General features: G+C 57.8%; 19 protein-coding genes and 1 tRNA gene. 6 read left to right on the top strand and 14 right to left on the bottom strand.

Annotated features, from left to right (window positions below):
• Positions 1–42: 42 nt before the first annotated feature.
• The 4 genes from murJ to HS103_08805 all read right to left on the bottom strand — a co-directional run bounded on the left by murJ (position 43) and on the right by HS103_08805 (position 5,213).
• The gene (gene murJ, locus HS103_08820; GenBank protein ID MBE7512901.1) at positions 43–1,641 is read right to left on the bottom strand and encodes a murein biosynthesis integral membrane protein MurJ; all 1,599 of its coding nucleotides are present in this window, start codon (positions 1,639–1,641) and stop codon (positions 43–45) included.
• Positions 1,642–2,114: 473 nt separating this feature from the next.
• Entirely contained in the window at positions 2,115–2,657 is a 543-nt protein-coding gene (locus tag HS103_08815) for a hypothetical protein (protein MBE7512900.1), read from the bottom strand.
• 7 nt (positions 2,658–2,664) lie between these two features.
• On the bottom strand, positions 2,665–3,129 hold the full coding sequence (locus tag HS103_08810) for a hypothetical protein (protein MBE7512899.1): 465 nt from the start codon (positions 3,127–3,129) through the stop codon (positions 2,665–2,667).
• 122 nt (positions 3,130–3,251) lie between these two features.
• A complete protein-coding gene (locus HS103_08805; GenBank protein ID MBE7512898.1) occupies positions 3,252–5,213 on the bottom strand; it encodes a chitinase in 1,962 nt (653 codons plus the stop codon).
• 393 nt (positions 5,214–5,606) lie between these two features.
• Here HS103_08805 and HS103_08800 point away from each other — a divergent pair, with 393 nt between their 5' ends.
• The 6 genes from HS103_08800 (at position 5,607) to HS103_08775 (ending at position 12,371) form a co-directional block, all read left to right on the top strand.
• Entirely contained in the window at positions 5,607–6,269 is a 663-nt protein-coding gene (locus tag HS103_08800; GenBank protein MBE7512897.1) for a CBS domain-containing protein, read from the top strand.
• 627 nt (positions 6,270–6,896) lie between these two features.
• Entirely contained in the window at positions 6,897–7,124 is a 228-nt protein-coding gene (iscX, locus tag HS103_08795; protein ID MBE7512896.1) for a Fe-S cluster assembly protein IscX, read from the top strand.
• Positions 7,121–7,825 carry an NADH-quinone oxidoreductase subunit B gene (locus HS103_08790; GenBank protein MBE7512895.1) on the top strand — a complete coding sequence of 235 codons (705 nt, stop codon included), beginning with the start codon at positions 7,121–7,123 and terminating at the stop codon, positions 7,823–7,825. Before iscX ends, HS103_08790 begins: the two co-directional genes overlap by 4 nt.
• A 17-nt stretch (positions 7,826–7,842) precedes the next feature.
• The gene (locus tag HS103_08785; protein ID MBE7512894.1) at positions 7,843–9,681 is read left to right on the top strand and encodes an NADH-quinone oxidoreductase subunit D; all 1,839 of its coding nucleotides are present in this window, start codon (positions 7,843–7,845) and stop codon (positions 9,679–9,681) included.
• 26 nt (positions 9,682–9,707) lie between these two features.
• Positions 9,708–10,589, top strand: coding sequence for a 4Fe-4S binding protein (locus tag HS103_08780; protein MBE7512893.1), 882 nt, complete (start codon positions 9,708–9,710; stop codon positions 10,587–10,589).
• A gap of 429 nt (positions 10,590–11,018) precedes the next feature.
• Complete coding sequence (locus HS103_08775) at positions 11,019–12,371, top strand: hypothetical protein (GenBank protein MBE7512892.1); 1,353 nt, start codon at positions 11,019–11,021, stop codon at positions 12,369–12,371.
• A gap of 348 nt (positions 12,372–12,719) precedes the next feature.
• On the opposite strand, the gene HS103_08770 is transcribed toward HS103_08775, so the two are convergent.
• The 10 genes from HS103_08770 to HS103_08725 all read right to left on the bottom strand — a co-directional run bounded on the left by HS103_08770 (position 12,720) and on the right by HS103_08725 (position 20,462).
• Positions 12,720–12,791, bottom strand: a tRNA-Arg gene (locus HS103_08770).
• A 36-nt stretch (positions 12,792–12,827) separates the two neighbouring features.
• The gene (locus HS103_08765; protein MBE7512891.1) at positions 12,828–13,847 is read right to left on the bottom strand and encodes a glycosyltransferase; all 1,020 of its coding nucleotides are present in this window, start codon (positions 13,845–13,847) and stop codon (positions 12,828–12,830) included.
• 467 nt (positions 13,848–14,314) lie between these two features.
• The gene (locus HS103_08760; protein MBE7512890.1) at positions 14,315–15,385 is read right to left on the bottom strand and encodes a glucose-1-phosphate thymidylyltransferase; all 1,071 of its coding nucleotides are present in this window, start codon (positions 15,383–15,385) and stop codon (positions 14,315–14,317) included.
• Between the two features lie 8 nt (positions 15,386–15,393).
• Complete coding sequence (locus tag HS103_08755) at positions 15,394–16,434, bottom strand: hypothetical protein (protein ID MBE7512889.1); 1,041 nt, start codon at positions 16,432–16,434, stop codon at positions 15,394–15,396.
• 30 nt (positions 16,435–16,464) lie between these two features.
• Entirely contained in the window at positions 16,465–17,349 is an 885-nt protein-coding gene (locus HS103_08750) for a hypothetical protein (protein MBE7512888.1), read from the bottom strand.
• Positions 17,350–17,370: 21 nt separating this feature from the next.
• Positions 17,371–18,231, bottom strand: a complete 861-nt coding sequence (locus HS103_08745; GenBank protein ID MBE7512887.1) for a class I SAM-dependent methyltransferase — start codon at positions 18,229–18,231, stop codon at positions 17,371–17,373.
• Entirely contained in the window at positions 18,212–18,529 is a 318-nt protein-coding gene (locus HS103_08740) for an anion permease (protein ID MBE7512886.1), read from the bottom strand. The genes HS103_08745 and HS103_08740 overlap by 20 nt, the downstream gene beginning before the upstream one ends.
• Positions 18,505–18,699 (bottom strand): hypothetical protein, encoded by a 195-nt coding sequence (locus tag HS103_08735; GenBank protein ID MBE7512885.1) that lies wholly within the window; start codon positions 18,697–18,699, stop codon positions 18,505–18,507. The genes HS103_08740 and HS103_08735 overlap by 25 nt, the downstream gene beginning before the upstream one ends.
• Complete coding sequence (locus HS103_08730) at positions 18,684–19,259, bottom strand: hypothetical protein (GenBank protein ID MBE7512884.1); 576 nt, start codon at positions 19,257–19,259, stop codon at positions 18,684–18,686. The genes HS103_08735 and HS103_08730 overlap by 16 nt, the downstream gene beginning before the upstream one ends.
• Positions 19,260–19,265: 6 nt before the next feature.
• Positions 19,266–20,462 (bottom strand): D-alanine--D-alanine ligase, encoded by a 1,197-nt coding sequence (locus HS103_08725; GenBank protein MBE7512883.1) that lies wholly within the window; start codon positions 20,460–20,462, stop codon positions 19,266–19,268.
• Positions 20,463–20,502: the final 40 nt, after the last annotated feature.

The raw sequence follows: 20,502 nt of genomic DNA, 5'->3' as shown, positions 1-20,502 counted from the left end.
CTTATCTCACGAAAAATCACACCACTTGCCTAAGAGGAGTGCTTACCCCCGATTTCCTCGCCGCCGTAGGACAACCCCTACAAGCCGCTGCATCTCTGGCGCACCCAAGAGGAACATGCCCGCCCCATAGACAACGCTCCCCACACCCCCACCGATGAGGAGAGTCACCGTGTAGCGCTCCGTCGTGGGGAGGGTGTTCCGCACGGCGTAAACGATCCCGCCCATGACCGCCGCCGCCACAGACGCCCGCAGCACGCCGCTCCACATATTCCCGCCGCCCACCACCCCGATTCGCCGTCGGAGGAACAGCCAGAGGGCAGCCGTTTCAAGGTAGGTGGCGATTACGTTTGCCAATGCCAACCCAACGAAGGGCTTTGGCGCGGCGATACCCCCCAAACCGCTGCTCGGCATGGTTTGAATGAACGCCACCAACGTTAGACTGAGGGCAACGTTGATCAGCATCCCCACGACGGCGACAATCACGGGAGTCAGCGTGTCACGGAGGGCAAAAAAGGCGCGGGCGAGGATTTCTTGCAAGGCAAAGGCAGGCAGCCCTATGGCAAAAATCGCCAACGCCGCCGCCGTTTGCTCAGAATCAAAGGAGGACCACTCCCCTCGCTGGTAAATGGTTGCCACCAGTGGATACGCCATGAGGAACACCCCTACGCCCGCTGGAATCGCCGTGAACAGGACATTTTGGAGCGCCCCGCTGAGCGCCGCCCGAAAGTCGCTGAGGTCGTCTTTCGCCCCCAAGCGCGAAAGGGTGGGAAAGATTGCCGTCCCCACGCTTTGCCCAATCACACCGAGGGTGACGAACATCAAACTGAAGGCAACCGTGATCCACGTCAGGCTGCCCGTTTCCAACCCAGAGGCGAGGGCAGTGTTCACCACAAAATTGATCTGCACCGCCGCTGACCCAATGAGGCGGGGGATCATCAGGATCAAGACCTCACGCAGACCGGGGGCGTGCCAATCAAAGGAGACAAACGGACGCATGGCGCTGGCAACACGGCTGAGCGCTGGAAGTTGAACGCCAAAATGAAGAAGCGCCCCTAAGACCGCCCCCCACGCCAAGCCATAGACGCCCATCGCCCGTGTCAAAAAGACCGCCCCCACAATCATCCCGATGTTGTTCAGGCTAGGGGCAAGCGCCGGCGCAACGAAATGGTGATTCGCATTCAGAATCCCCATCATCAATCCGCTTAGGCTGAAGATGACCACCGTCAGCAAAATGATGCGCATCAGATCGCTGGTCAGTGCTTGCTGTGCGGCGGGAGCTTGGGGAATCAGGATCGTCGCTGTGATCAGGGGGGCAATCAGAATGGCAAGCCCTGCCACTACGGTAGCCACGAGGGTGACGTAGGTTAGCACCGCCCGCGCCAAGCGCCAAGCGCTTGTCTGATCATCCTGCCCCCAAAAGCGGCTAAAGACGGGGATGAACGCTGACCCCAACGCCCCACCCACGACGAGGGTAAACAGCATTTCAGGGATGCGGTAAGCGGCGTAAAAAGCGTCTAGGTCTGCCCCTGCGCCAAAGGCTGCCCCAATGATTGCCTGACGCACCATCCCCAACAAGGCGCTTAGGAGAAACGAGGCGGCAAGGATGAGCGAGGCGATCCGAACGTTCCGAGAAAGTGCCATAAATTTTTGGTGATCTTTGTCACTAGGGTGTGGGCTGAACCCGCCGTATTATACGGGTAGAAACGACGGATAAAAAGAGGTGATACAAGCCTAAAAGACTTAACGAACTAAAGTTACAGGCTTCCCACCGTGTTCTTGTAACCACCGATCTCCCCTCGGCAGAGCAAGAACAGCCATCCTCAATTGTCGCTGCGCCCGCCCTGTCCCCCCAGACAGGCGGGCGGTTTCATGTTCTATCAATTTCGAGGGGGAAGCCCCCTCAACCGTCCCCTTTCGATGAATACAGGGTAAACACATTCAGCGGCATGGCGCATGATCCCGCCGCTAAAGCAGCGGGCTGAAAGCAGCCGCCCCTGCGGGGCTTGGAAACCCTAACCCCCACCTCGTAAACAAAGACAGGGACTCTCTCCCCCTTTCTCCGTGTGCGGGGAAAGGGGGAAAGGGGTTCTTTAGAAATCACTGTGGTGAGGTACTTAGCGCTTCGTCTTTAGATGATCGTGTAGGGCAGACCAGAACAACACAGAAACGTCCGAGCGCAGGGTTTTCGGGGTTAGCACGACAATATTACTCACCGCCGTTGGGTGCCACGTTTTGAAGGCGTCCGCACGCTTCACGGTGAACTCATCATCATAGGCAGCTTCGGATGAATCATAGCCCATAACGATCACCTCATAGGTTTTGCCGCCTTCGGTAAAAAGCCCCTTTCGGGCGGTTTTGGGCTTCAAGCCATTCACTGTGTGGGGTTGGAGGTTCGTCAATTTTAGCCCCACCCGCTGATAGTAGCCGATCACCTCATCGACTGTTGTCAGGGGAAAGGGGCGCAGCCCCGCTGGTGGCGGCGTTGTTTCTTTTCCGCCAAAAACGAGCATGAGAACGCCAATTAGAATGATCCCAACCCCTACGGCACTCAGGATGAGAATCGCCGGTGGCTGAGCGAGGGCTGCCTGAAGAAAAGGCGGCAAATTCGCTGTTGCACTCGTGTTTTTTGCTGAATAGGAGGGGCGTCGATTGCTCATTGGTTGGTTACTCCGTCCAGTGTCTTAATTGAACAGGGCTTGCCATGAGCGCATTCCCGTCGGGGCTGGATTGAACGACCACTGAATGGGGACATACGGCGAAGTCTTTGGTGTCTGCTGCCACCGTGATCATCACACTGAACACGCCGGGACCATCTTCGCTGATTGTGCCGCTCAGCGGAATATCAAAACTCACCGCCAGATCGCTAACGGCTGCATTGGTAAACCCTTTCATGTAAAAAACCATATCAGAGCCAAAATAGCCGCAGCGGGGAAGCTGTCCGGGGTCGAAGATAATTTGAGAAGCATTCGTCTCTACGCGGCTGCCTAACCCACCAACAACAACGCCAAACACGCGCTGAACCGCCGCCCCTACAAGGGCAAGCACAACAATTGCCCCTAAGGATACAAGCGCCAGAGTCAGCGCATATTCAGCCATCCCTTGCCCTTTTACCTGACGCCGAATCCGCATAAGGCACCTCTTTCCCAGCCATAAACCGTATCGGTAAGGAATTACAGCCGCTCCTGCTCCACAGGGGCGGCTCCACAGAGGCGCGGGGGTTCCAAGTCCCCGCACCGTTAACCATCTCGTAATTACCGCAAGCCAGCGTCAATGGCGCTCATCAGCGTGCCGTCGTCGCCGTCAAGTTCCCAAGCCATAGCACCACCCAACCCCCGCGCCTTGATGTAGTCCATTTTTTCTTGCATGGCGGTGGGGTCATCGTAGCTCCAGAAGGTGGTCCCGTTGTAAATCCAGAAGGACTTCGTGATCGGATCGCGGAAGGATGGATAGCCGAGAGTCTTCAGCCGTTTGTAGTCCTCAATGCCATCTTCGCCAAAGGGGAAAATCTTCGGCGCAGCCCTCATGCTTGGGCTGCTTTGGAACAAGCCGTTGTTCACATTCGGGACATTCGTCCAGCCCCGCCCATAAAACGGCACACCAACGACGATCTTCTTTGCCGGGATTCCCGCCGCCAGATAGTCGGTGACGGATTTATCGGTGCTGTAGAACTTCGCTGGAGGTGCGGAGGGATCGCTTGGGTGCCCGTACAACCGCGCATGGAAGTTTGTCGGACCGGTTGCCGCCCACGCGCCGAAATAGTCGTAGTTCATCAGATTCATGAAGTCGAGGTACTGGTGAATCTGACCGAGCTGAATCTTGCTGTACTTATCTTCGCCAGCGGGCGCGGCAATGGTCAGCAAGTAGGGTTTGCCCGTTTGCTGCGTCAATTCGTTTAACTGGCGGCGGAACTCTGCCAGCAGCAAGGTGAAATTCACTGTGTCCTCTGGACGGTAGATGTTTCCATCGTTGCCCGGAGCGGCAGGGTATTCCCAGTCAATATCGATGCCATCAAACACGCCCGCCGCCGCGCCGGGTCCTCCGGCGGGTTCACCGCCATAAATGGGGAGATTGCCCTTGATGTACAGGTCGATACAGGACTGGACAAAGCGCGTCCGGCGTTCGGGGGTCAGCGCGGCATCGGAGAAATTCTTGCTCCACGTCCAGCCGCCAAGGGAGATCAAGATTTTCAGATGAGGGTGCTTTGCCTTCAACTTCTTCAGTTGGTTGAAGTTCCCCTTCAGTTTGTCGTCCCATTTATCGGCAACACCATCAACGCTCTGATCGGCGGTGAAGCCTTTTTGGAAGTCGGCATAGCCATCGCCATAGCCCGCCCGTGTCTCAATGTAGCAGACAAATTCGCCGTCTTTCACGTTGCCAAAGGCATAGTTGATGTGGGTCAGTTTTGCCGCTGAGCCGCTGGTGTCAATGTCTTTCACAAAATAGTTCCGGCTGTAAATACCCCACTGGGCAAAGTAGCCGATCTTATGGTACGTCCCGCCGGGAGGATTCGTGGGGGTGTGGCTCGGTGTATAGGTCGCCGTGATTGTCCCTGTCGCCGTTGGGGGAACGGGGGTGTTCGTTGGTGTGCGGGTAAAGGTCGGGGTAAAGGTGACCGTTACAGGTGGATTTGTTGAGGTGTGGGTGGGGGTGTTTGTTGGCGGCGGTGGTGTTGGGGAATTCCCGCCACCGGAATACACCTGCCAGAGCGCGGGAACATTAGGCGGCTCCCACCCGACGAGGGATGTATGCGGCTGAATACAACGGTAGGTCACCCCCTGATAGATCACCAGCGCCCCAACTGCATAGGTTGTATTGGGCTGCCAAGCGGCAATGCTCGGTGTGTTGGTGGGGGGGACGTTGGGGGTGTTTGTCCGCGTGGGCGTGTTGGTCGGAGGGACATTCGGGGTATTCGTGCGCGTCGGTGTGTTGGTGGGGGGGACGTTCGGGGTATTCGTGCGCGTCGGTGTGTTGGTGGCTACGGTGCCACTTTGGAACTGCCACAGGGCGGGGACGTTGGGCGGCTCCCAACCGGTGAGCGAGGTATGTGCTTGTAAACAGCGGTAGGTTGCGCCTTGATAAGTGACCAGTGCGCCAACACTATAGGGGGTATTCGGCTGCCAGGGAGAGGGCGACCCCTGCCCTAAGGCAGCGCCGCCGCCAAACAGACTGATAACGACACAGGTCAGGATGATAAAGCGGACAAACTTTTGCATTGAAGCAGCCCTCCAGGAACGCCAAAAATTGGTGTGGTGGGTGAGCCGCAGCCTATCGGCGTTCGCTGGCGATGAAGAATTATAAAAAGAAACGAACCGCGACAGCTACGAATTCTCTTCCGGCAAAGGGAGACATTTGGTCTCGAAAAAAGGAAAAAAAAGGTGGACACCAATCAGTTCTTTGCTGCCCTCCACTTAGTTAGTAAACATTACTTACTAACTATATCAAGCAAAAAAAAGATGTCAAGTTCGCCGTGAAAGGCATTGTGCGAACTGCACGAAAGGAATGGGGCATCCCTAGGCATTTCTGATCTTCGGCAGGCAGAGAGGTGACCTTTGGAAGGCGTTCACCCATCTAAAAGACTGTACAATGGAGAGAAAGGAGATTTTCTAATGATGCTTGTTGGTCAACATATGACTCAGCCCGTTCAGACGATCACCCCCCATACAAATTTTCGGGAGGTGCGCGATCTGATGCACAATAAGGGGATTCGCCGTTTACCCGTCGTTGATCACGGTAAGCTCGTGGGAATCGTCACTGAAACGGATGTGATGTCCACCGCCCCTTCACCGGCAACAACCCTCAGTGTCTATGAGATTTACACTCTTTTGGATCGCCTTGAAGCACGCCAATTTATGAAACATCCGGTGCTTGCGGTTGCCCCCGATTGCCCCCTTCAAGATGCGGCACAAATCATGATCACCCATAAGATTGGTTGTCTGCCTGTTGTGCGGGCAACGGATGTTGTGGGGATCATCACCGAGACGGATGTGATGCGCGTCATTGTGGAGATGCTTGGCGGCGGCACACAGGGGTGTCATTTCACGGTGCGGATCAAAGACGAACCTGGAACTTTGGCGGCGCTCTGTGCGGCGGTGGCAAATGCCGGAGGGAACATCATCAGCCTTGCCGCCCGCGCTGGCAGCAACGAGGTGACAGTGAAAGAACAAGGGGCGAACTTAGAGCAGTTGAAGAAAAATCTCAGCGAGGCAAAAGCCGATTTAATCGTTCTACAAGATGGGAAGCCCTATACCGCCTTGCACTTTGGTGCATAGCCCCACGCCGCACGGCTTGAGCGCTAAACGAAAGGGTACGTCTTAATACCCTTAACCCCTTTCTCCCTATAACAGAAGGGGGCAACAGCCCTCTCATCCCCCTACCCTCTTTTCTCTCACGATGTGAGAGAGAAGGGGGATTGTTTTGTGGGTGGGTGTCTCTCACACCCCCAGATTCGGGGCATTGGAGCGGTCTACCCGTCCGAGGCGCGATTCCCCCTTCGCCTGTGCGTGGGAGGAGTAGGTATACACTACACACCGAAGGCGGGTCACCGAAGGGCGTGGGTAAAGGCGGCTGCGCCCCCCTCAACCCCACCGCAGAAGGGGAACTATAGGTTGTGAGGGGGGTTCTCCTCACCCCTAACCCTCTTAAGAATCGCAAGGAAAACAAGAATAGAACTTACGCAGTTGAACGTGTTTACCCTGTAGTCATCGAAAGGGGACGGTTGAGGAGGCTTCCCCCTCAAAAAATGGATTCCCCCTTCTCCCACTGGGAGAAGGGGGGCAGGGGATGAGGGCAAGTGCGTAACGCCTAAAGAATACATCGTAATTTCTGTTGTGATCCGCCGTCCCCGTGTTAGAATTGTATTCAAGTGAAACTCAGAACAAACGGGTGTTAAAATCCCGATGGGCGATGGACACCTCAGCCCGCTGTGTTGGGACGCCACCTATGAAATTGTGCAGGCGTTGATCGCCCACCATCCTACGGCTGATCTCGAATCGATGGGATTGGCGGCGTTGGCGGCGATGATTCTCGCTCTGCCCGATTTTGAGGATGATCCGACACTCGTCCATGAGGGGCTGTTAACCAACATTCTCCGTGAGTGGTATGAAGAAAGAAAGGGTTCGGAATGACCAACGGCGAACTCAACCTACATGACCTGCACAACCCGGATATTCCTGTCCCAGAGGAGATGCAGACGAACATCGCCGTCACCAGCCTGAGCAGCTTGTACAACTGGGCGCGGAGCCGCTCGATGTGGCCCATGCTCTTTGGCTTGGCGTGCTGTGCGATTGAAATGATCGCCACCGCCGCCAGCCGTTATGACTTTTCCCGCTTTGGGATGGAAGTCATGCGGGCGACGCCCCGCCAAGCTGACCTGATGATTGTCAGCGGCACGGTGACGAAGAAAATGGTAGTCCCTATCGTCCGGCTCTACAACCAGATGCCAGAACCGAAATATGTGCTGGCGATGGGTGCTTGTGCCTCAGGCGGGGGACCTTTCAAAGAGGGCTACAATGTTGTCTCTGGCATTGATAAATACCTTCCGGTGGATGTCTATGTCCCGGGTTGCCCGCCCACCCCGCAGGCGTTGATTCATGGCTTTATTGCCCTTCACAAGAAGATCGAAAAACAAAATCTCGGCGTTGGGGCAAGTGTCCCCTGGTATGGCGCTGGTCCGAACGAGCCAGTTCCCATGCCCATCCTCGGACCTGACCTGATCGACCCCCGCCATGCCGAACTTATTCGCCGTGAGGCGCTTTTGCAACGCCAAACGCCCACCGTTGCCGAGGCTGTTGGTATCGGACAGCCCGCTGAAGAAAATGCTTCTTAACCTCGGAGTCGCACAACATGACTGATCAGGTGCAGGCACAACCCACAACCGCCAACGCCGCCTCAACCTACGAGGCGCTGCTGGCACGTTTTCCCGGCGCGGTGACGCGAGATTCCCGCAAGGGCTATCAGGGTGTCATCATCAGCAACGATAAGCTTGTTGAGGTGGCTACGGCAATCCGCGATGAGTTTGGTTTTAACTACCTCTCCAGCCTAACCGCCGTCGATTATCTCGGTGCGGGCGATCATCTGGAGGTCGTCTATCACGCCTTCAGCGTCCCCCAGGGGGGCGATCCCGTTGTTTTCAAAGCGCAAACGCAGCGCGATGACGCCGTGATCCCCAGTTTGGTCAAGGTCTACCCCGGCGCCGATTTTCAAGAGCGGGAAGCCTATGATCTCTACGGGATTCACTTCCCCGGACACCCCAACCTGAAACGCATTCTGCTCTGGGATGGCTTTGAGGGCTACCCCATGCGCAAGGATTGGCGCGAAGCCTATTACGAGGAAGACCATAAGCCCTTTGGCACGCGGTGGCCCGGCGGCAATGTCTTTCGTGGCGAGGAACACAACCCCTTTGGGCATAACGTCCGCTACCCCTCTGGGTTCACCCTGGATAACTATCACGAGCAATCGGAAAGCGAATTCCAAGCGGGGATGACGCTTGGTGTGGACATTATGGGCGATCCGGCGTTCAACAATGACCGCCTCTTGGTCAATCTCGGACCCCATCACCCCTCCACGCATGGCGTGTTCCGCATGATGGTGCAGCTTAGCGGCGAGACGATTGAAGAGCTTGAACCGGTGATGGGCTACCTCCACCGCAACCATGAAAAAATTGGCGAGCGGAACACCTGGTTCGGGAACATGCCCTTTACAGACCGCCTCGATTACATTTCCAGCATGGGGAACAACCTCGGCTATGCCCTTGCGGTGGAACAACTTCTTGGCATCCAGGCAAACATCCCCCGCCGTGCCGAAGTTTTGCGCGTCCTGATGACCGAACTGACGCGGATCACCAATCACCTGTGGGCGATTGGCTTCCTTCTGAACGACCTCGGCGCGTTCTTCACCCCCGCCCTGTATGCCATCCAAATCCGCGAATACATCCTCGACTTTTTTGAGGCGGCGGCGGGCAGCCGGATGATGTGCAACTACATGCGCTTCGGCGGCGTCTCCAAAGACATCCCCGAAAGCATCCGCAGCGAGGCAAACCTGATCAACGACAGAATCCGCGATATGAACACGCAGGACTACCTTCAGCAGTTGATCACCGAACGCCTTCCCCGCTCCATTGACGAATTGGACGAATACCTTTCCGAAAACGAGATCATCGCCAGCCGCTGCATCGGTGTGGGCGTCCTTCCGGCAGAGATCGCCATTGCCAATTCGTGCTGTGGTCCGCTGCTGCGTGCCAGCGGCGTCGCTTACGACGTGCGGCGGGCGCAGCCGTACAGCATCTACCCCGAATTGGAATTCGATATCTGCACGCGCCCCAATGGTGATCTGATGGATCGCTATTTCGTGCGCTTGGATGAAATGCGCGAAAGTGTGCGCATCCTCAAGCAACTTTTGCCCATGTTGGACGACACGAAAGGGCAGTCCATCTTCGGCGGCAAGACCAGCTATTCGATTAAAGTTCCGGCGGGCGAAAGCTACCGTGCGGTGGAAAACCCGAAAGGCGAGTTGGGCTACTATGTCGTCTCCGACGGCGGCGGCAACCCCTGGCGCTACCATGTCCGCGCCCCCAGTTTCATCAACCTAACCGTGTTGGGCTTGCTGGCAAAGGGACATAAGGTGGCGGATGTGGTCGCCATTTTGGGCGGGATCGACATTGTGTTGGGCGAGACAGATCGCTAAGTAGAGCGCCACAAAGAAGGATTACTATGTTCGGAACAGGCATTTTGAAAGGTCTGGGCGTGACCTTCCGTCACTTCGTCACGACCTTTGTCGAAGATATACAGTGGTTGGGCAAAAAGCGAGATCTGGACGTTTTCCAGCAAAAGCAGAGCCTTGCCAACCGCGGCATGGTCACAGTGGAATACCCCGATGAAAAGATCGCCGTGCCAGAGCGGTTTCGTTTCGTCCCCTTCCTTGTCACCTACAATCAGGATGACCCTGAGTATGCTGGTAAGGATTGGTGTACGTCGTGCGGCATTTGCGCCAAAGTTTGCCCGCCGCAGTGTATTTGGATTGTGCGCGGCACAGACCCCGTGACAAAGCGCCCTAAACCAGAGCCGGAAAACTTCTTCATCGACATCGATATCTGCATGAACTGCGGCTACTGCGCCGAATACTGCCCGTTCGATGCGATCAAGATGGATCACGACTACGAGCTTGCCTCGTATGACCGCACGAGCGCTCATATCTTTGATAAGGCGAAGCTCTCCAAAGAACTGCGCTATTGGGAGTCAATTGCCCCGACGACTGCCGCCGAGGAACGGGAAGGGCGCAAGGGGTACGATCACACCGACGTTCAGAAGGCACGGAAAAAGGCGGGGCTTGAGCCTTCCCGTGTTGGACCCGTCAGCGAGAAAGCGGCTGAACCCGAACCCGTCGTTCCGGCTGCCTCGGCTGCTGCTGTGGCGGCGGGTGAGACACCCGCGCCCGCTGCGTCGGTGGCTGCTGCGCCTGCTGCTGCTGCTGCGGTGGCGGACGCTGATAAACCAACGACGCCCGGCAATTGGGTGAAACGTGGAAAACGGTGGGTGAACCTTGATGCACCTGTCGCCGTGACGAAGCGCTCCCGCGAGCCTGGGTCGGAGTAGGACACTGCCTACGTTAACTCGGCGCTAAAAAGGTTTGTCTGGTGATCCTAGATAAGCCTTGCCCTAGCCCCTTACCCCTCAGCCCCCTAGATGAGGGGAAGGGGGGAGGGCGCGGACGCCCAGGGGTCGTGGGTTAGAATGTCAACACACCCTAGTAATTCGTCAGGAAGATAGGGAAAGTATTCTCTATCCGCCACAGGGTCGCCCGCCGCTAAAGCAGCAGGCTGAAAGCAACCGCTCCTTCGGGGCTTGAAAACCCTGACTACACCTTGTACACAGGGGAAGGGGAGAAAGTCTGCGGGCGAGGGGGTGAGGGGGAAAGCCCCCTCAAAGATGTGATTCCCCCTCTCCCAGAGAGAGAAGGGGGTTAGGGGGATGAGGGCTATCTCTTTCTGTGGTTACCTTCCTGATGAACTACTAGGCTAGTTGATGATGATTGCTTTTCTGCCCATCGCCCGCACCACCTTTGATATTCCCTTTGCCGAAGCAAAAACAGACGATGCCCGCCGCACGCTCCGCGCCCTTATCGGAGACGGCATTACGATGCTTGACCCCGGCGCCCTGATCACCGATATGGATGGGGCGCGTGCTGCTGCCAGCTTACTGAGCGAACAACCGCTCGATCTCGTCATTGTCTTTCAGGCAACCTTTGCCGATTCGACCCTCATCACGGCGATCACCGACGCCACCGATGCGCCGATCCTGCTGTGGGCGGTGTGTGAACCGCAGGTGGGTGGACGACTTCGGTTGAATTCCTTTTGTGGGATCAACCTCGCCGCGTATGCCTTGAAGCGGCGCGGCATTCGTTACGCCCATCTTTATGCCGATCCCGATGACGCTGGCGCTGCGGCTACCCTTCAGGAGCTTTTCGCCGCAGGGAGGGCGGTGCGCCTTTTGCGTGGGGCGCGGGTTGGCGTTGTGGGGACGCGCCCCGATGGATTCGAGCCGTGCGATTACGACCCCGCATGGCTGGAGGGTGCCCTGGGGGTAAAGGTATATCCTTACGATCTGCAAACGATGTTTGACCGTGCCGACGCGCTGAAGGCGAACGATTCCGCCCGTCTTGATGCCCGTTACACGGCAGTGGCAGGCGACTTGCCCAACCTTGCTGAGATGAACAACGATCAGGTGCGGGGGACGCTCAGTTTCTACGAGGCGATGGGCGATACTATCCATGCCGACCAGTTGAAGGGCGTTGCGGTGCGCTGTTGGCCCGAAACCTTCCTCAAGCGCGACTGCGCCATTTGCGCCGCCTCATCTATGCTGACAGACCGAGGTATTCCAGCAAGCTGCGAGGCGGATGTAAACGGGGCGGTCAGCCAGCTGATCCTCCAAAGCCTGAGTGAGTCCCCCGCCTTCAGCGCTGATCTTGTCGCTGCTGACGCGCAGACGAACACAGGGGTCTTTTGGCACTGCGGCTTAGCCCCGCTCAGTTTTTGCGATCCTGAAGCAGTTCCTCGCGCCGCGCTGCACTCCAACCGCCAACGCCCCCTGCTGATGGAATTCCCGCTCAAACCCGGGCGGGTCACGCTGGCACGGCTCACCCACGCGGGCGACTCCGGGGCGCACCGCCTCGTCATTGGCTCAGGAGAGATGATCCGCGCCCCAATGCAGTTCACTGGCACAAGCGGCGTCTGCCGCTTTGATACGCCTGTCAGCACGGTGCTGGATACAATCCTAGACAAGGGGCTAGATCACCACTTCACCCTAACTTACGGCGATCACAGCGCGGCGCTGCGGCGCTTTGCCGCCTTTGCCGGGTTAGAGGCGATTCCGCTGTAGAGCCGCCTAAAAAACACTTCAGAGGTTAGGTTCTGTTGATATTTTGGGTCCAGAACCCCTAACCCCCCCGGTTACTGCGCAGCAGTCGCCTTTCCCCGTACACAGGGAAAGGGAGAGAGTCCCTCTCTTTGTTTACGAGGTGGGAATTAGGGTTTCCAAGCCCCGAAGGGGTGGCTACTTCCTAGAGCGCTGCTTTAGCGGCGGGCGCTCACGGGCGGCGATGGGCGCAATACATTGCGCCCCTACGGGAATTACACTGTCAACAGAACCTAAAAACCACTTCAGAGATTAGGCAAGAAAAAAGGCGGTTAAACCGCCTTTTTTTGACAATCTCCACCGACAAAGAAATGTTCCCGGGGGGAATCGAACCCTCGCCTTTGGCTCCGGAGGCCAACGCTCTATCCGCTGAGCTACGGGAACAGATGACGCTTAGTGTAGCCCATCTCCCCCTCAACGTCAACCCCCCGCAAAGAACGCTGCATACCGCCGCACCACCGGACGGTAGCCGTAATCTTCCGCCAAACACCGCTCCCGCGCCGCTGCCGCCATTCGCTCTCGCGCCGCCTCTTGGTCGTCCCGCAGCCAAAAATTCAGCTTGTCCCGTAACTCCTCCACCCCCTCGAAAAACACCGCCTCTACATCTTCCCGAAAAAACGCTTGATGTTCTTCCGTCCGCTGCGCGACGAGGATTGCCCCCCCACAGGCGGCGATCTGGAAGGTGCGCGGGTTGTGCTGGTCGCCCACCTTCACCCATTGGATTGCCGCCTTTGCTCCCCCGTACACATAACGCAGTTCCCCATCGTGAATCTCGCGCCCGCGCCAGCACGCCCGCAGTGGCGATCCTGTCGGAAGCAGTCCCCACCGCCCGCCCCACAACGTCAGACGGTGGGCAAAGTCCCGCCCAATCAATGCCGCGAATGCCTCGGCACGGGGCAGCCAATGCGACCCCACAAACACAATATCTGCACTGTAGATCGCCCGTTCCCGCTCTCCCAACCGCACTGGTTGGTGTGCCTCTGGATCATACCCATAGCGCACCTGCATCACCGCCTGTGCGCCCACTTCCTCAAAGCGTTCTTTATGCCACCAGCAGGGTGACGCCACCAGATCGAACTCTGACACACAGGCTAAGAAACGACTATGCGCATAAAGTTCCGCATCGTGGTAAAAACACATCACCCGCCGCCCATCCGTCCGCAGCGCCCGCACTGTCTGTGGGGCGCATTCATGGGCGTTGGCAATGAACACCACATCGGGCTGAAACAACCGCGCTTCTGCCAAAAGGCGGGCGTTCCATGCCCGCCGCAGCGCCGGACGCAGCACCCGCCGCACCCCTCGCAGCGCTCGCCCGCGCCAATCGGGGAACAGGGTTTCATCCGGCACGCGCCGCACGATTGCCCCTTCTGCTTCCCAAGCGCGGGCTATATGGAGGCAGTCTGACCCATGCCAAAATTGACCTGTTTGTAGGATGCGCATCCTTCCCCTACACTGACCCTAGAAAAAATAGAACCTTTGCGCTGCGCTCTGTTGGTACGCTGCGCAGCGTCGTCCCGTTTTTGGCGCATTTTTCAAAGAGGGTGACCTTTATTGATTGACCATTTGAGAGATCACACTATAGTTATGAATTAGCATAAGTTATGGTGATCAAGGAATAAAATAACTCTGTCCACCCTTCTTGTAAAGAAGGCTGATTGCCGTCCAATCAGCGAGGGTACTGCACGTTCAGGGGCACCCACCACACCATCTCAGACAGAACTAGCCCTCATAAGTAGCCCCTCGCCGTCATACCCTCCGCCTAAAAGGGAGGGGGATACGCGGTGCGGGAGGTGGAACGGCGGCAAGACCGCCTTCGTCCAGAGGTGAATGTCTGTTTGTCAGGGGCGGAAAATGAGACACCCGCAAACAGCCCACCCTTTGTAAAAGATGGGCTGTTTGTGCTGCCCCTAGACCAAGCCCAACGTGCTGTTATCCGCCAGTGTCAGTTTTAGCGTTTGTGGGCGTGCCACATTGTGCATCAGTGTCACGTTGCGCCCGATCAGGCTGAACTGAATTCGCGTGGGGATGTCCTTCAAGGTGCTGTTTTCAAGGATCATGCTCTGCTCAATCTCGCAGTTTTCCACCACGACATGATGGTAGATGCTGGTGAACGGTCCGATGTAGCTGTTGATGATCCGCGTCCCCTCTCCGATGATCGCCGGACCGCGAATGATGCTGTTGATGATCGCCGCCCCTTTTTCCACCGTCACCCGCCCATCCACGCTGGATGTCGCGTCTACCGTCCCATTGATCGTTGGCGTCAGTTCCTCCAACACAAGGCTGTTGGCATGGAGCATATCATCGGGGCGTCCGGTGTCGATCCACCATCCCTCATGAATATGCGGGAACACTGTGTAACCGCTGTTGATCAACCATTGAATGGCGTCGGTGATCTCATATTCCCCCCGTTTGGAGGGCTGGATCGCGTCCGTCGCCTCAAAAATGTGATGATCGAACATGTAAATGCCCACCAGTGCCAAATCCGAGGGTGGCACGGCTGGTTTTTCTACGAGTTGTTCGATGCTCCCATCGGCGTGAAGTTTCGCCACGCCATACTGCTGCGGCTTTTCCACACGGGTTAGCACAATCTGGCTGTTCCATTCGGGGTGATGGGCAAAATCCCTGATCAGCGTCTCGATGCCCCCCTCAATGACGTTATCACCAAGGAACATGACAAACCGTTCCTCGCCAAGGAAGCCCTGCGCCGTTTTGACGGCGTGCGCCAAACCAAGCGGGGCGCTTTGGGGGATGTAGGTGACGCGCACCCCAAACTGCGACCCATCCCCCACTGCCTCCATGATTTCGGCAGCGGTGTCTCCCGTGATAATCCCGATCTCGGTGATTTCGGCGGCGCGGATCGCCTCAATCACCCGAGACAGGACGGGCTTGTTCGCCACCGGAATCAACTGCTTAGCGCGGGTATAGGTCAGGGGGTAAAGCCGCGTCCCCTTTCCCCCGCTCAGGATTAAACCCTTCATTGTGTCGTCTAGAACCCCTCGTTCTTCTTTTTCTTCTCGCCATAGGTATCATAATTGTCCATACTTAGGATCGGCTTGCGCGGACGCAGAAGCAGCCCTAGCGCAATCAGCACCACCGAGACAATCACCCCGATCACGCCGTAGTTCAGGAAGCCTTCGCCTACTTTCGTGCCAGCGGTTGTCCCAATCGTGGCAAGCATTTGCTGTGTGGTTGCCGAAAGGCTGCTGTTGGTTGTGGCGAACGTCGTTTCGATAGCGTTTTTGATATTTCCTCCCAACGCCCCGCCCATCAGTGCCACCAACCCCGCCGGGATAAAGAGCGACACGCCCAACCACAAGAAAAATTCCCGCGTTGTGATTCCCCCCAATATCCCGATCAGCAGCCACAGGGCGACCATCGGGGCGAGGATCGTCACCAAACTTCCGGTCAGCGCCGGAAGCACCTCACGCAGTTCCGTGAATGGATTATTACGCCCTGCCGTGATTTGGTCACTGAAATCAATCGAATTGGGCATCCCCGCCACGACAGTGGTCATTCCCTGCTCAATATCAGCCGTTAGCGTCTCAGCCGTCATGTTCGCCGGAAGGCACACGGGCAGGTCGCTGGTCGTCGTTGTGCCGGTGCAGGGCTTTAGCGCCCCCACATAGGCTGACGCAAAGGCTGCCTTTTTCTCATCGACTAAGGCGCTTTTGATCGGGCGCAAATCAAGGCTGAAGGTGACGCTTTCCGCTTTGCCTTCCAAAAGGTCAAAAAAGCTCCCTACGTTGCGCGTCACTTCCCCACGCAAATAGGCGGGCGTCAGGACGGTTCGCAAACCCGCAAGGACAGCTTCCGGCGGCAAGGCGCTTGCCCCCCCCGATGTTGTTAGCTTCAAGTCGGCGCTTAGTTCATCGCTGAGGAATGCTTCGTAAATGGCGTCATTATCGAGGAGATTCAAGTAGAATCCCCGATCCAAAATCCATGTGCTGACCGAGGCAAAGGCAATAGAACAAAACGCCAGCGGGATGAAAAGAATTAAAAGCGCCAAAGCGCCGGTTCGTCGGCACATAAACCCACCTCTTTCATGATTGACTCGTGATTAGTCTCTTAGTCTACCCTGAATAGCCCCGCGTGCCATGCCCTCCACCTTCCCAAGCGCGTCCAGATGGGGGAAAACCCGTCGCAAAAGGCGTATTCCGGCAAGACTCAGGCGGTTCGCGAACGGAGCAAGGACGGGATGAAACATAATCACTTCTCTCACCGGAAGGGCGTCAAAGCCCATCCGCCGTTTGAAGTCATCCAGGCTCGGCGGGGCATCCAGACCGGCAAGCCCATAGTGGACGGCACGCACCCCCGCCCGACCAAGTACCTCACGGGTGAAGGCGAAGGTCAGCGCGTTGTTGGGCATCTGCGGGAGCAAATCCGTCCGGCTCTGCTGGTAGAGGATCAAGCAGTGATCCCCCATTTGGCAGGCGACTAAGCTGGCGGCGAGTTCGCCCTTTACGAACGCCCCCCACGCCTCGAATGTGGGCAGATCAGCCGCCGCCTGATTTAGCCGTTCCCACACCGTTTGGTTCAGCCCGCGCCGCCCTTGCCGCGCCGCCGTCTCCGCCGCCAAACGCCGCCCTGTTTCGGCATGTGTTGCCCAATCAAGCGGCTGAACAATGGAGAGCGCAAGCGCCCGCCGGGTGTGTTTTTGCGCTTTGTCGCTCAGCGTCGCCAGATCGTAGGGTGCGTGGGCAACGCGGTGATGGGTGAGGACGCCCCCCCCCGCCGCCGCCGGAGCAGTGTAGCGCAGCGCCAACGCCCCTTCCTCTCGAAAGAGCGTTCGTTGTTCCGCCGCCGATGGGGTGATTGGCTCGTGATAGGGGAAGGCAAGGTAAGCGCGAGGGGCGGCATCATACCACCACGCCGAGTCCGTCTGTAGAACGCGGTGTCCGCGCCGCCGCAACCATTCGGCAAAGACCGCCGCCTCAGCGTTCATGGTGATCTCTATCCTCCGCCCTCACCCGCCCACATAGGCAAGGATCACCACTTTAGGCGCAAGGCGAACCATCCGCGGCAAATGGGCAAGGGCGGTATAGCTATTCAGCACCAAGCGAAGCGCCGTTTTCGGGTGACGGATGCCCACCTCTGGGTAGACTTCCCAACGAGTGAACCCCGCTCCCCGCAGCAGATGATCAACCCCTCGCATGGTGGGGTAGTAAGGATACGCCTGAAAAAGCCGCGTTCGCCGCCACCCGCCCACCCCGCCCACCGCCGCCCGCAGACGCAGGTAAGCGATCCCGGGGACATCAAAGAGGAACACCGCACCGGGGCGCAGCCACCCCCGAATCTGGCGCACGCTCTCAACAAGATTAGGCAAGAGATACAACACATCGTTGGCGGTGATCGCCGCAAACGCTTCTGGGGCGTAATCCGCCCCGTTGAGCGGCACATGAATCACCCGCGCCCCACCATACTCATGTCCCATCCACGCCGCGTCGGGTTCAATGCCGTGCAGTTCCCACCCCGCGCCGCCTTCCGCTCGCAGCGCGTCAAAGAACGATCCATCGGCACAGCCAATATCCAACAGGCGTGGAGGGCTGCCCGCCGCGCCACGAACTGTTGTGTGGATTCGCCGTGCTGCCTGCCGCAGCGCCGCCTGCCGATCTCCGTGCGCAATCTCACCCGCGCGGGCGATGCTACCCTGTACTGCCAGCCCCGCCGCCTCATTTGCTATCCAAAGCGGAAGGCGAAAGACCGAGGCGCACCGCCCGCAGCGATGCATCACCCCCCCAAGCGGCGAGGGCGTCAGGGGGCGCGTGTGCGGACACGCACAAAACGGGCATCCCCCCACCATCCCATCAGACTCTACAAGTGCCAAAAGCTTTCAACCCGATCATCATCATGATGAAACAAAGGATTGTCAGCGCCCATCCCACGCGGGAAAAATCGCCAAAACGGTAGCCTCCAGGCGCGAAAATCAAGACATTGATCGCGTGCGAAAAGGGCGTCAGAAAGATGGTGGAACAGGCGGTTGCTACCGTCACGGCGATTGCCGCCGGACTGATCCCCATCTGAAGGGCGGCGCTGATCGCCGCTGGTCCCGTCACCAAGCCGGCAACCTGCCCTCCCATGACCTGCGCCAGCAAGCCCGTTAACATATAAACGCCCGCCGCCAAGCCAAGCCCCCATAGGGGCGAACGAGAGTCAACACCAACGCGCCAGCGCGTTTCGCCAGCCCCGTTTCAACAAGGGCGAAGCTTACCGCGCACATCGTCGCCACAAGGAACACCGAACGCCACTCCACCGCTCGGTAGGCTTTCTCCGCCTTCATCATCCCCGAACGCAAAAATGAGCGCCGCCCCGCTGAACATTGCCAAATAGGTTAGCACACCGACCACCGAAGCGAAGATTGCCTCCCCCTGTAATTGCCACCGCCCGCAGCGCGAAGCGCCGCCTGTGTGCTGCTTTTTCGGCGTTTTCGCCTGTCTCATTAGGGCTTTCGCTCAGCGCTGCGCCGAAGACGGTACCTTCCTCCCTGTTGGGGAGCAAGCGCGAGGCGAAGATCGCCATATAGATCAAGCCCGCGATCAGGATCAGGCTGCCTGTGCCAGCGAAATCCAAGACATGGAGGGATGGTTGAGGCGGTTTGGCAAGGGGCAGCAGCCCACTGATGATGACCGAGAGGGCGATTAGGATGAAGACGGCGCTTCGGGAAAATCCGGCAAAGGCGCGGATGGCGTTATTCGGTGTGTTCGCCTCCCCCAAAATTCCCAACCCACCAAAGTGGGCAATCCCTAGCAGCACGGCGATGCTGAAGGCAGCGGTATCAATGGCGATGCATTCTGTTAACGCAAGCAGCAGCGGGAGCGCGATGATGACGATGGTGACAACTTGCGCGGTGGACATGGTAGGCTATTTCTTATACCCTCCCAAGCCCTTCACCCCCTTCAATGCCGCCTGATTCAGCAGCGGTGAGCGGTAATCGTAGATTGTCCGGCGCTTTTCGGCGTGCGCCTCCAACGCCAGTTGAATCAGCGCATCGCATAGGGCGGGGGGAGACATTCCCTCCGCTTGCCAGAGGTAAAACGCCAGCGAGCCGGGCATGGTGTTCACCTCGTTCAGATAGACCTCGCCCGCCTGCACAAGGAAATCGATGCGGGCTGTCCCCCGCCCATCAATGGCGCGGAACGCCGCCACTGCCATATCCTTGATCCGCGCTGTTAGTTCCTCGCTGATCGGGGCGGGGATGTGCCGTTCCGCACCCTTCATCCCTTTACCCGCCCCACCGCGCAAGTATTTATCCTCATAGCTGAGGAATTCTTGGAAGGAGATCGGCTGCTCCAATACCGAGGGGCGCGGATCGTCGTTCCCCAACAGGGCGCAGTTCACCTCGATTGCGCCCTCCAACGCCTGTTCAACGACGACGCGCCGATCCAGCCCAAAGGCAACATCGAGCGCCGCCGCCGCCGCCGCCCGATCTTCGGGGCGTCCAATGCCGATGGACGATCCAAGCGTGGCGGGCTTGACAAACAGCGGGTAGCCAATGCCATTCAGTACGTCCAGCACCGCCTCGCGGTTTGTCCGCCATTGGGGACGGCTTAACCCGACATAGGGCAGGACGGGAATCCCATGTTCTTTCAGCACAGCTTTCGTCGTGATTTTGTCATTGGCGACTGCCGATGCCATGACGCCGCAGCCCACATAGGGAATATCTGCCAGTTCAAACAGCCCTTGCAGCGTCCCATCTTCCCCGTGTGTACCGTGAATCGTCGGAAAGAGAACATCAATCTTTTTCAACGTGCTGCGCTTTAAATAGCCAGCAAAGGGGGGTGTGATTGTCCCCTGTGGGTTTGTCCCACTGGAAAGAGTCGTCTCGTTGACCCCCATCAGTTCGGCAACATTGGCATTTTGGAAGGTCTTTATATCGGTGAGCGGAGCGCCCGTCAGCCAGACGCCCGTGCGGGTGATATAAAGGGGGACCACTTCATAGCGTGACGGGTTCAGGGCGCGGATCACCTGCTGCCCCGTGACGACGGAGACATCATGTTCAACCGAGCGTCCCCCAAAAATAACCCCGACGGTCAACTTTTTTGCGTTGGTGGCGGTCATGCGTTCCTCGTGTGTGCGTTCTTTCAGCACAAATCCTAGT

Source organism: Anaerolineales bacterium, assembly GCA_015075625.1.
Lineage (GTDB): Bacteria > Chloroflexota > Anaerolineae > Aggregatilineales > UBA2796 > UBA2796.
The sequence above is the reverse complement of the archived record's forward strand: the minus strand, read 5'-3'. Positions and strand labels throughout refer to the sequence as shown.

Coding starts and splice junctions, on each gene's coding strand:
- murJ (MBE7512901.1), bottom strand. CDS start 1,641: ATGGCACTTTCTCGGAACGTTCGGATCGCCTCGCTCATCCTTGCCGCC.
- HS103_08815 (MBE7512900.1), bottom strand. CDS start 2,657: ATGAGCAATCGACGCCCCTCCTATTCAGCAAAAAACACGAGTGCAACA.
- HS103_08810 (MBE7512899.1), bottom strand. CDS start 3,129: ATGCGGATTCGGCGTCAGGTAAAAGGGCAAGGGATGGCTGAATATGCG.
- HS103_08805 (MBE7512898.1), bottom strand. CDS start 5,213: ATGCAAAAGTTTGTCCGCTTTATCATCCTGACCTGTGTCGTTATCAGT.
- HS103_08800 (MBE7512897.1), top strand. CDS start 5,607: ATGATGCTTGTTGGTCAACATATGACTCAGCCCGTTCAGACGATCACC.
- iscX (MBE7512896.1), top strand. CDS start 6,897: ATGGGCGATGGACACCTCAGCCCGCTGTGTTGGGACGCCACCTATGAA.
- HS103_08790 (MBE7512895.1), top strand. CDS start 7,121: ATGACCAACGGCGAACTCAACCTACATGACCTGCACAACCCGGATATT.
- HS103_08785 (MBE7512894.1), top strand. CDS start 7,843: ATGACTGATCAGGTGCAGGCACAACCCACAACCGCCAACGCCGCCTCA.
- HS103_08780 (MBE7512893.1), top strand. CDS start 9,708: ATGTTCGGAACAGGCATTTTGAAAGGTCTGGGCGTGACCTTCCGTCAC.
- HS103_08775 (MBE7512892.1), top strand. CDS start 11,019: ATGATGATTGCTTTTCTGCCCATCGCCCGCACCACCTTTGATATTCCC.
- HS103_08765 (MBE7512891.1), bottom strand. CDS start 13,847: ATGCGCATCCTACAAACAGGTCAATTTTGGCATGGGTCAGACTGCCTC.
- HS103_08760 (MBE7512890.1), bottom strand. CDS start 15,385: ATGAAGGGTTTAATCCTGAGCGGGGGAAAGGGGACGCGGCTTTACCCC.
- HS103_08755 (MBE7512889.1), bottom strand. CDS start 16,434: ATGTGCCGACGAACCGGCGCTTTGGCGCTTTTAATTCTTTTCATCCCG.
- HS103_08750 (MBE7512888.1), bottom strand. CDS start 17,349: ATGAACGCTGAGGCGGCGGTCTTTGCCGAATGGTTGCGGCGGCGCGGA.
- HS103_08730 (MBE7512884.1), bottom strand. CDS start 19,259: ATGTCCACCGCGCAAGTTGTCACCATCGTCATCATCGCGCTCCCGCTG.
- HS103_08725 (MBE7512883.1), bottom strand. CDS start 20,462: ATGACCGCCACCAACGCAAAAAAGTTGACCGTCGGGGTTATTTTTGGG.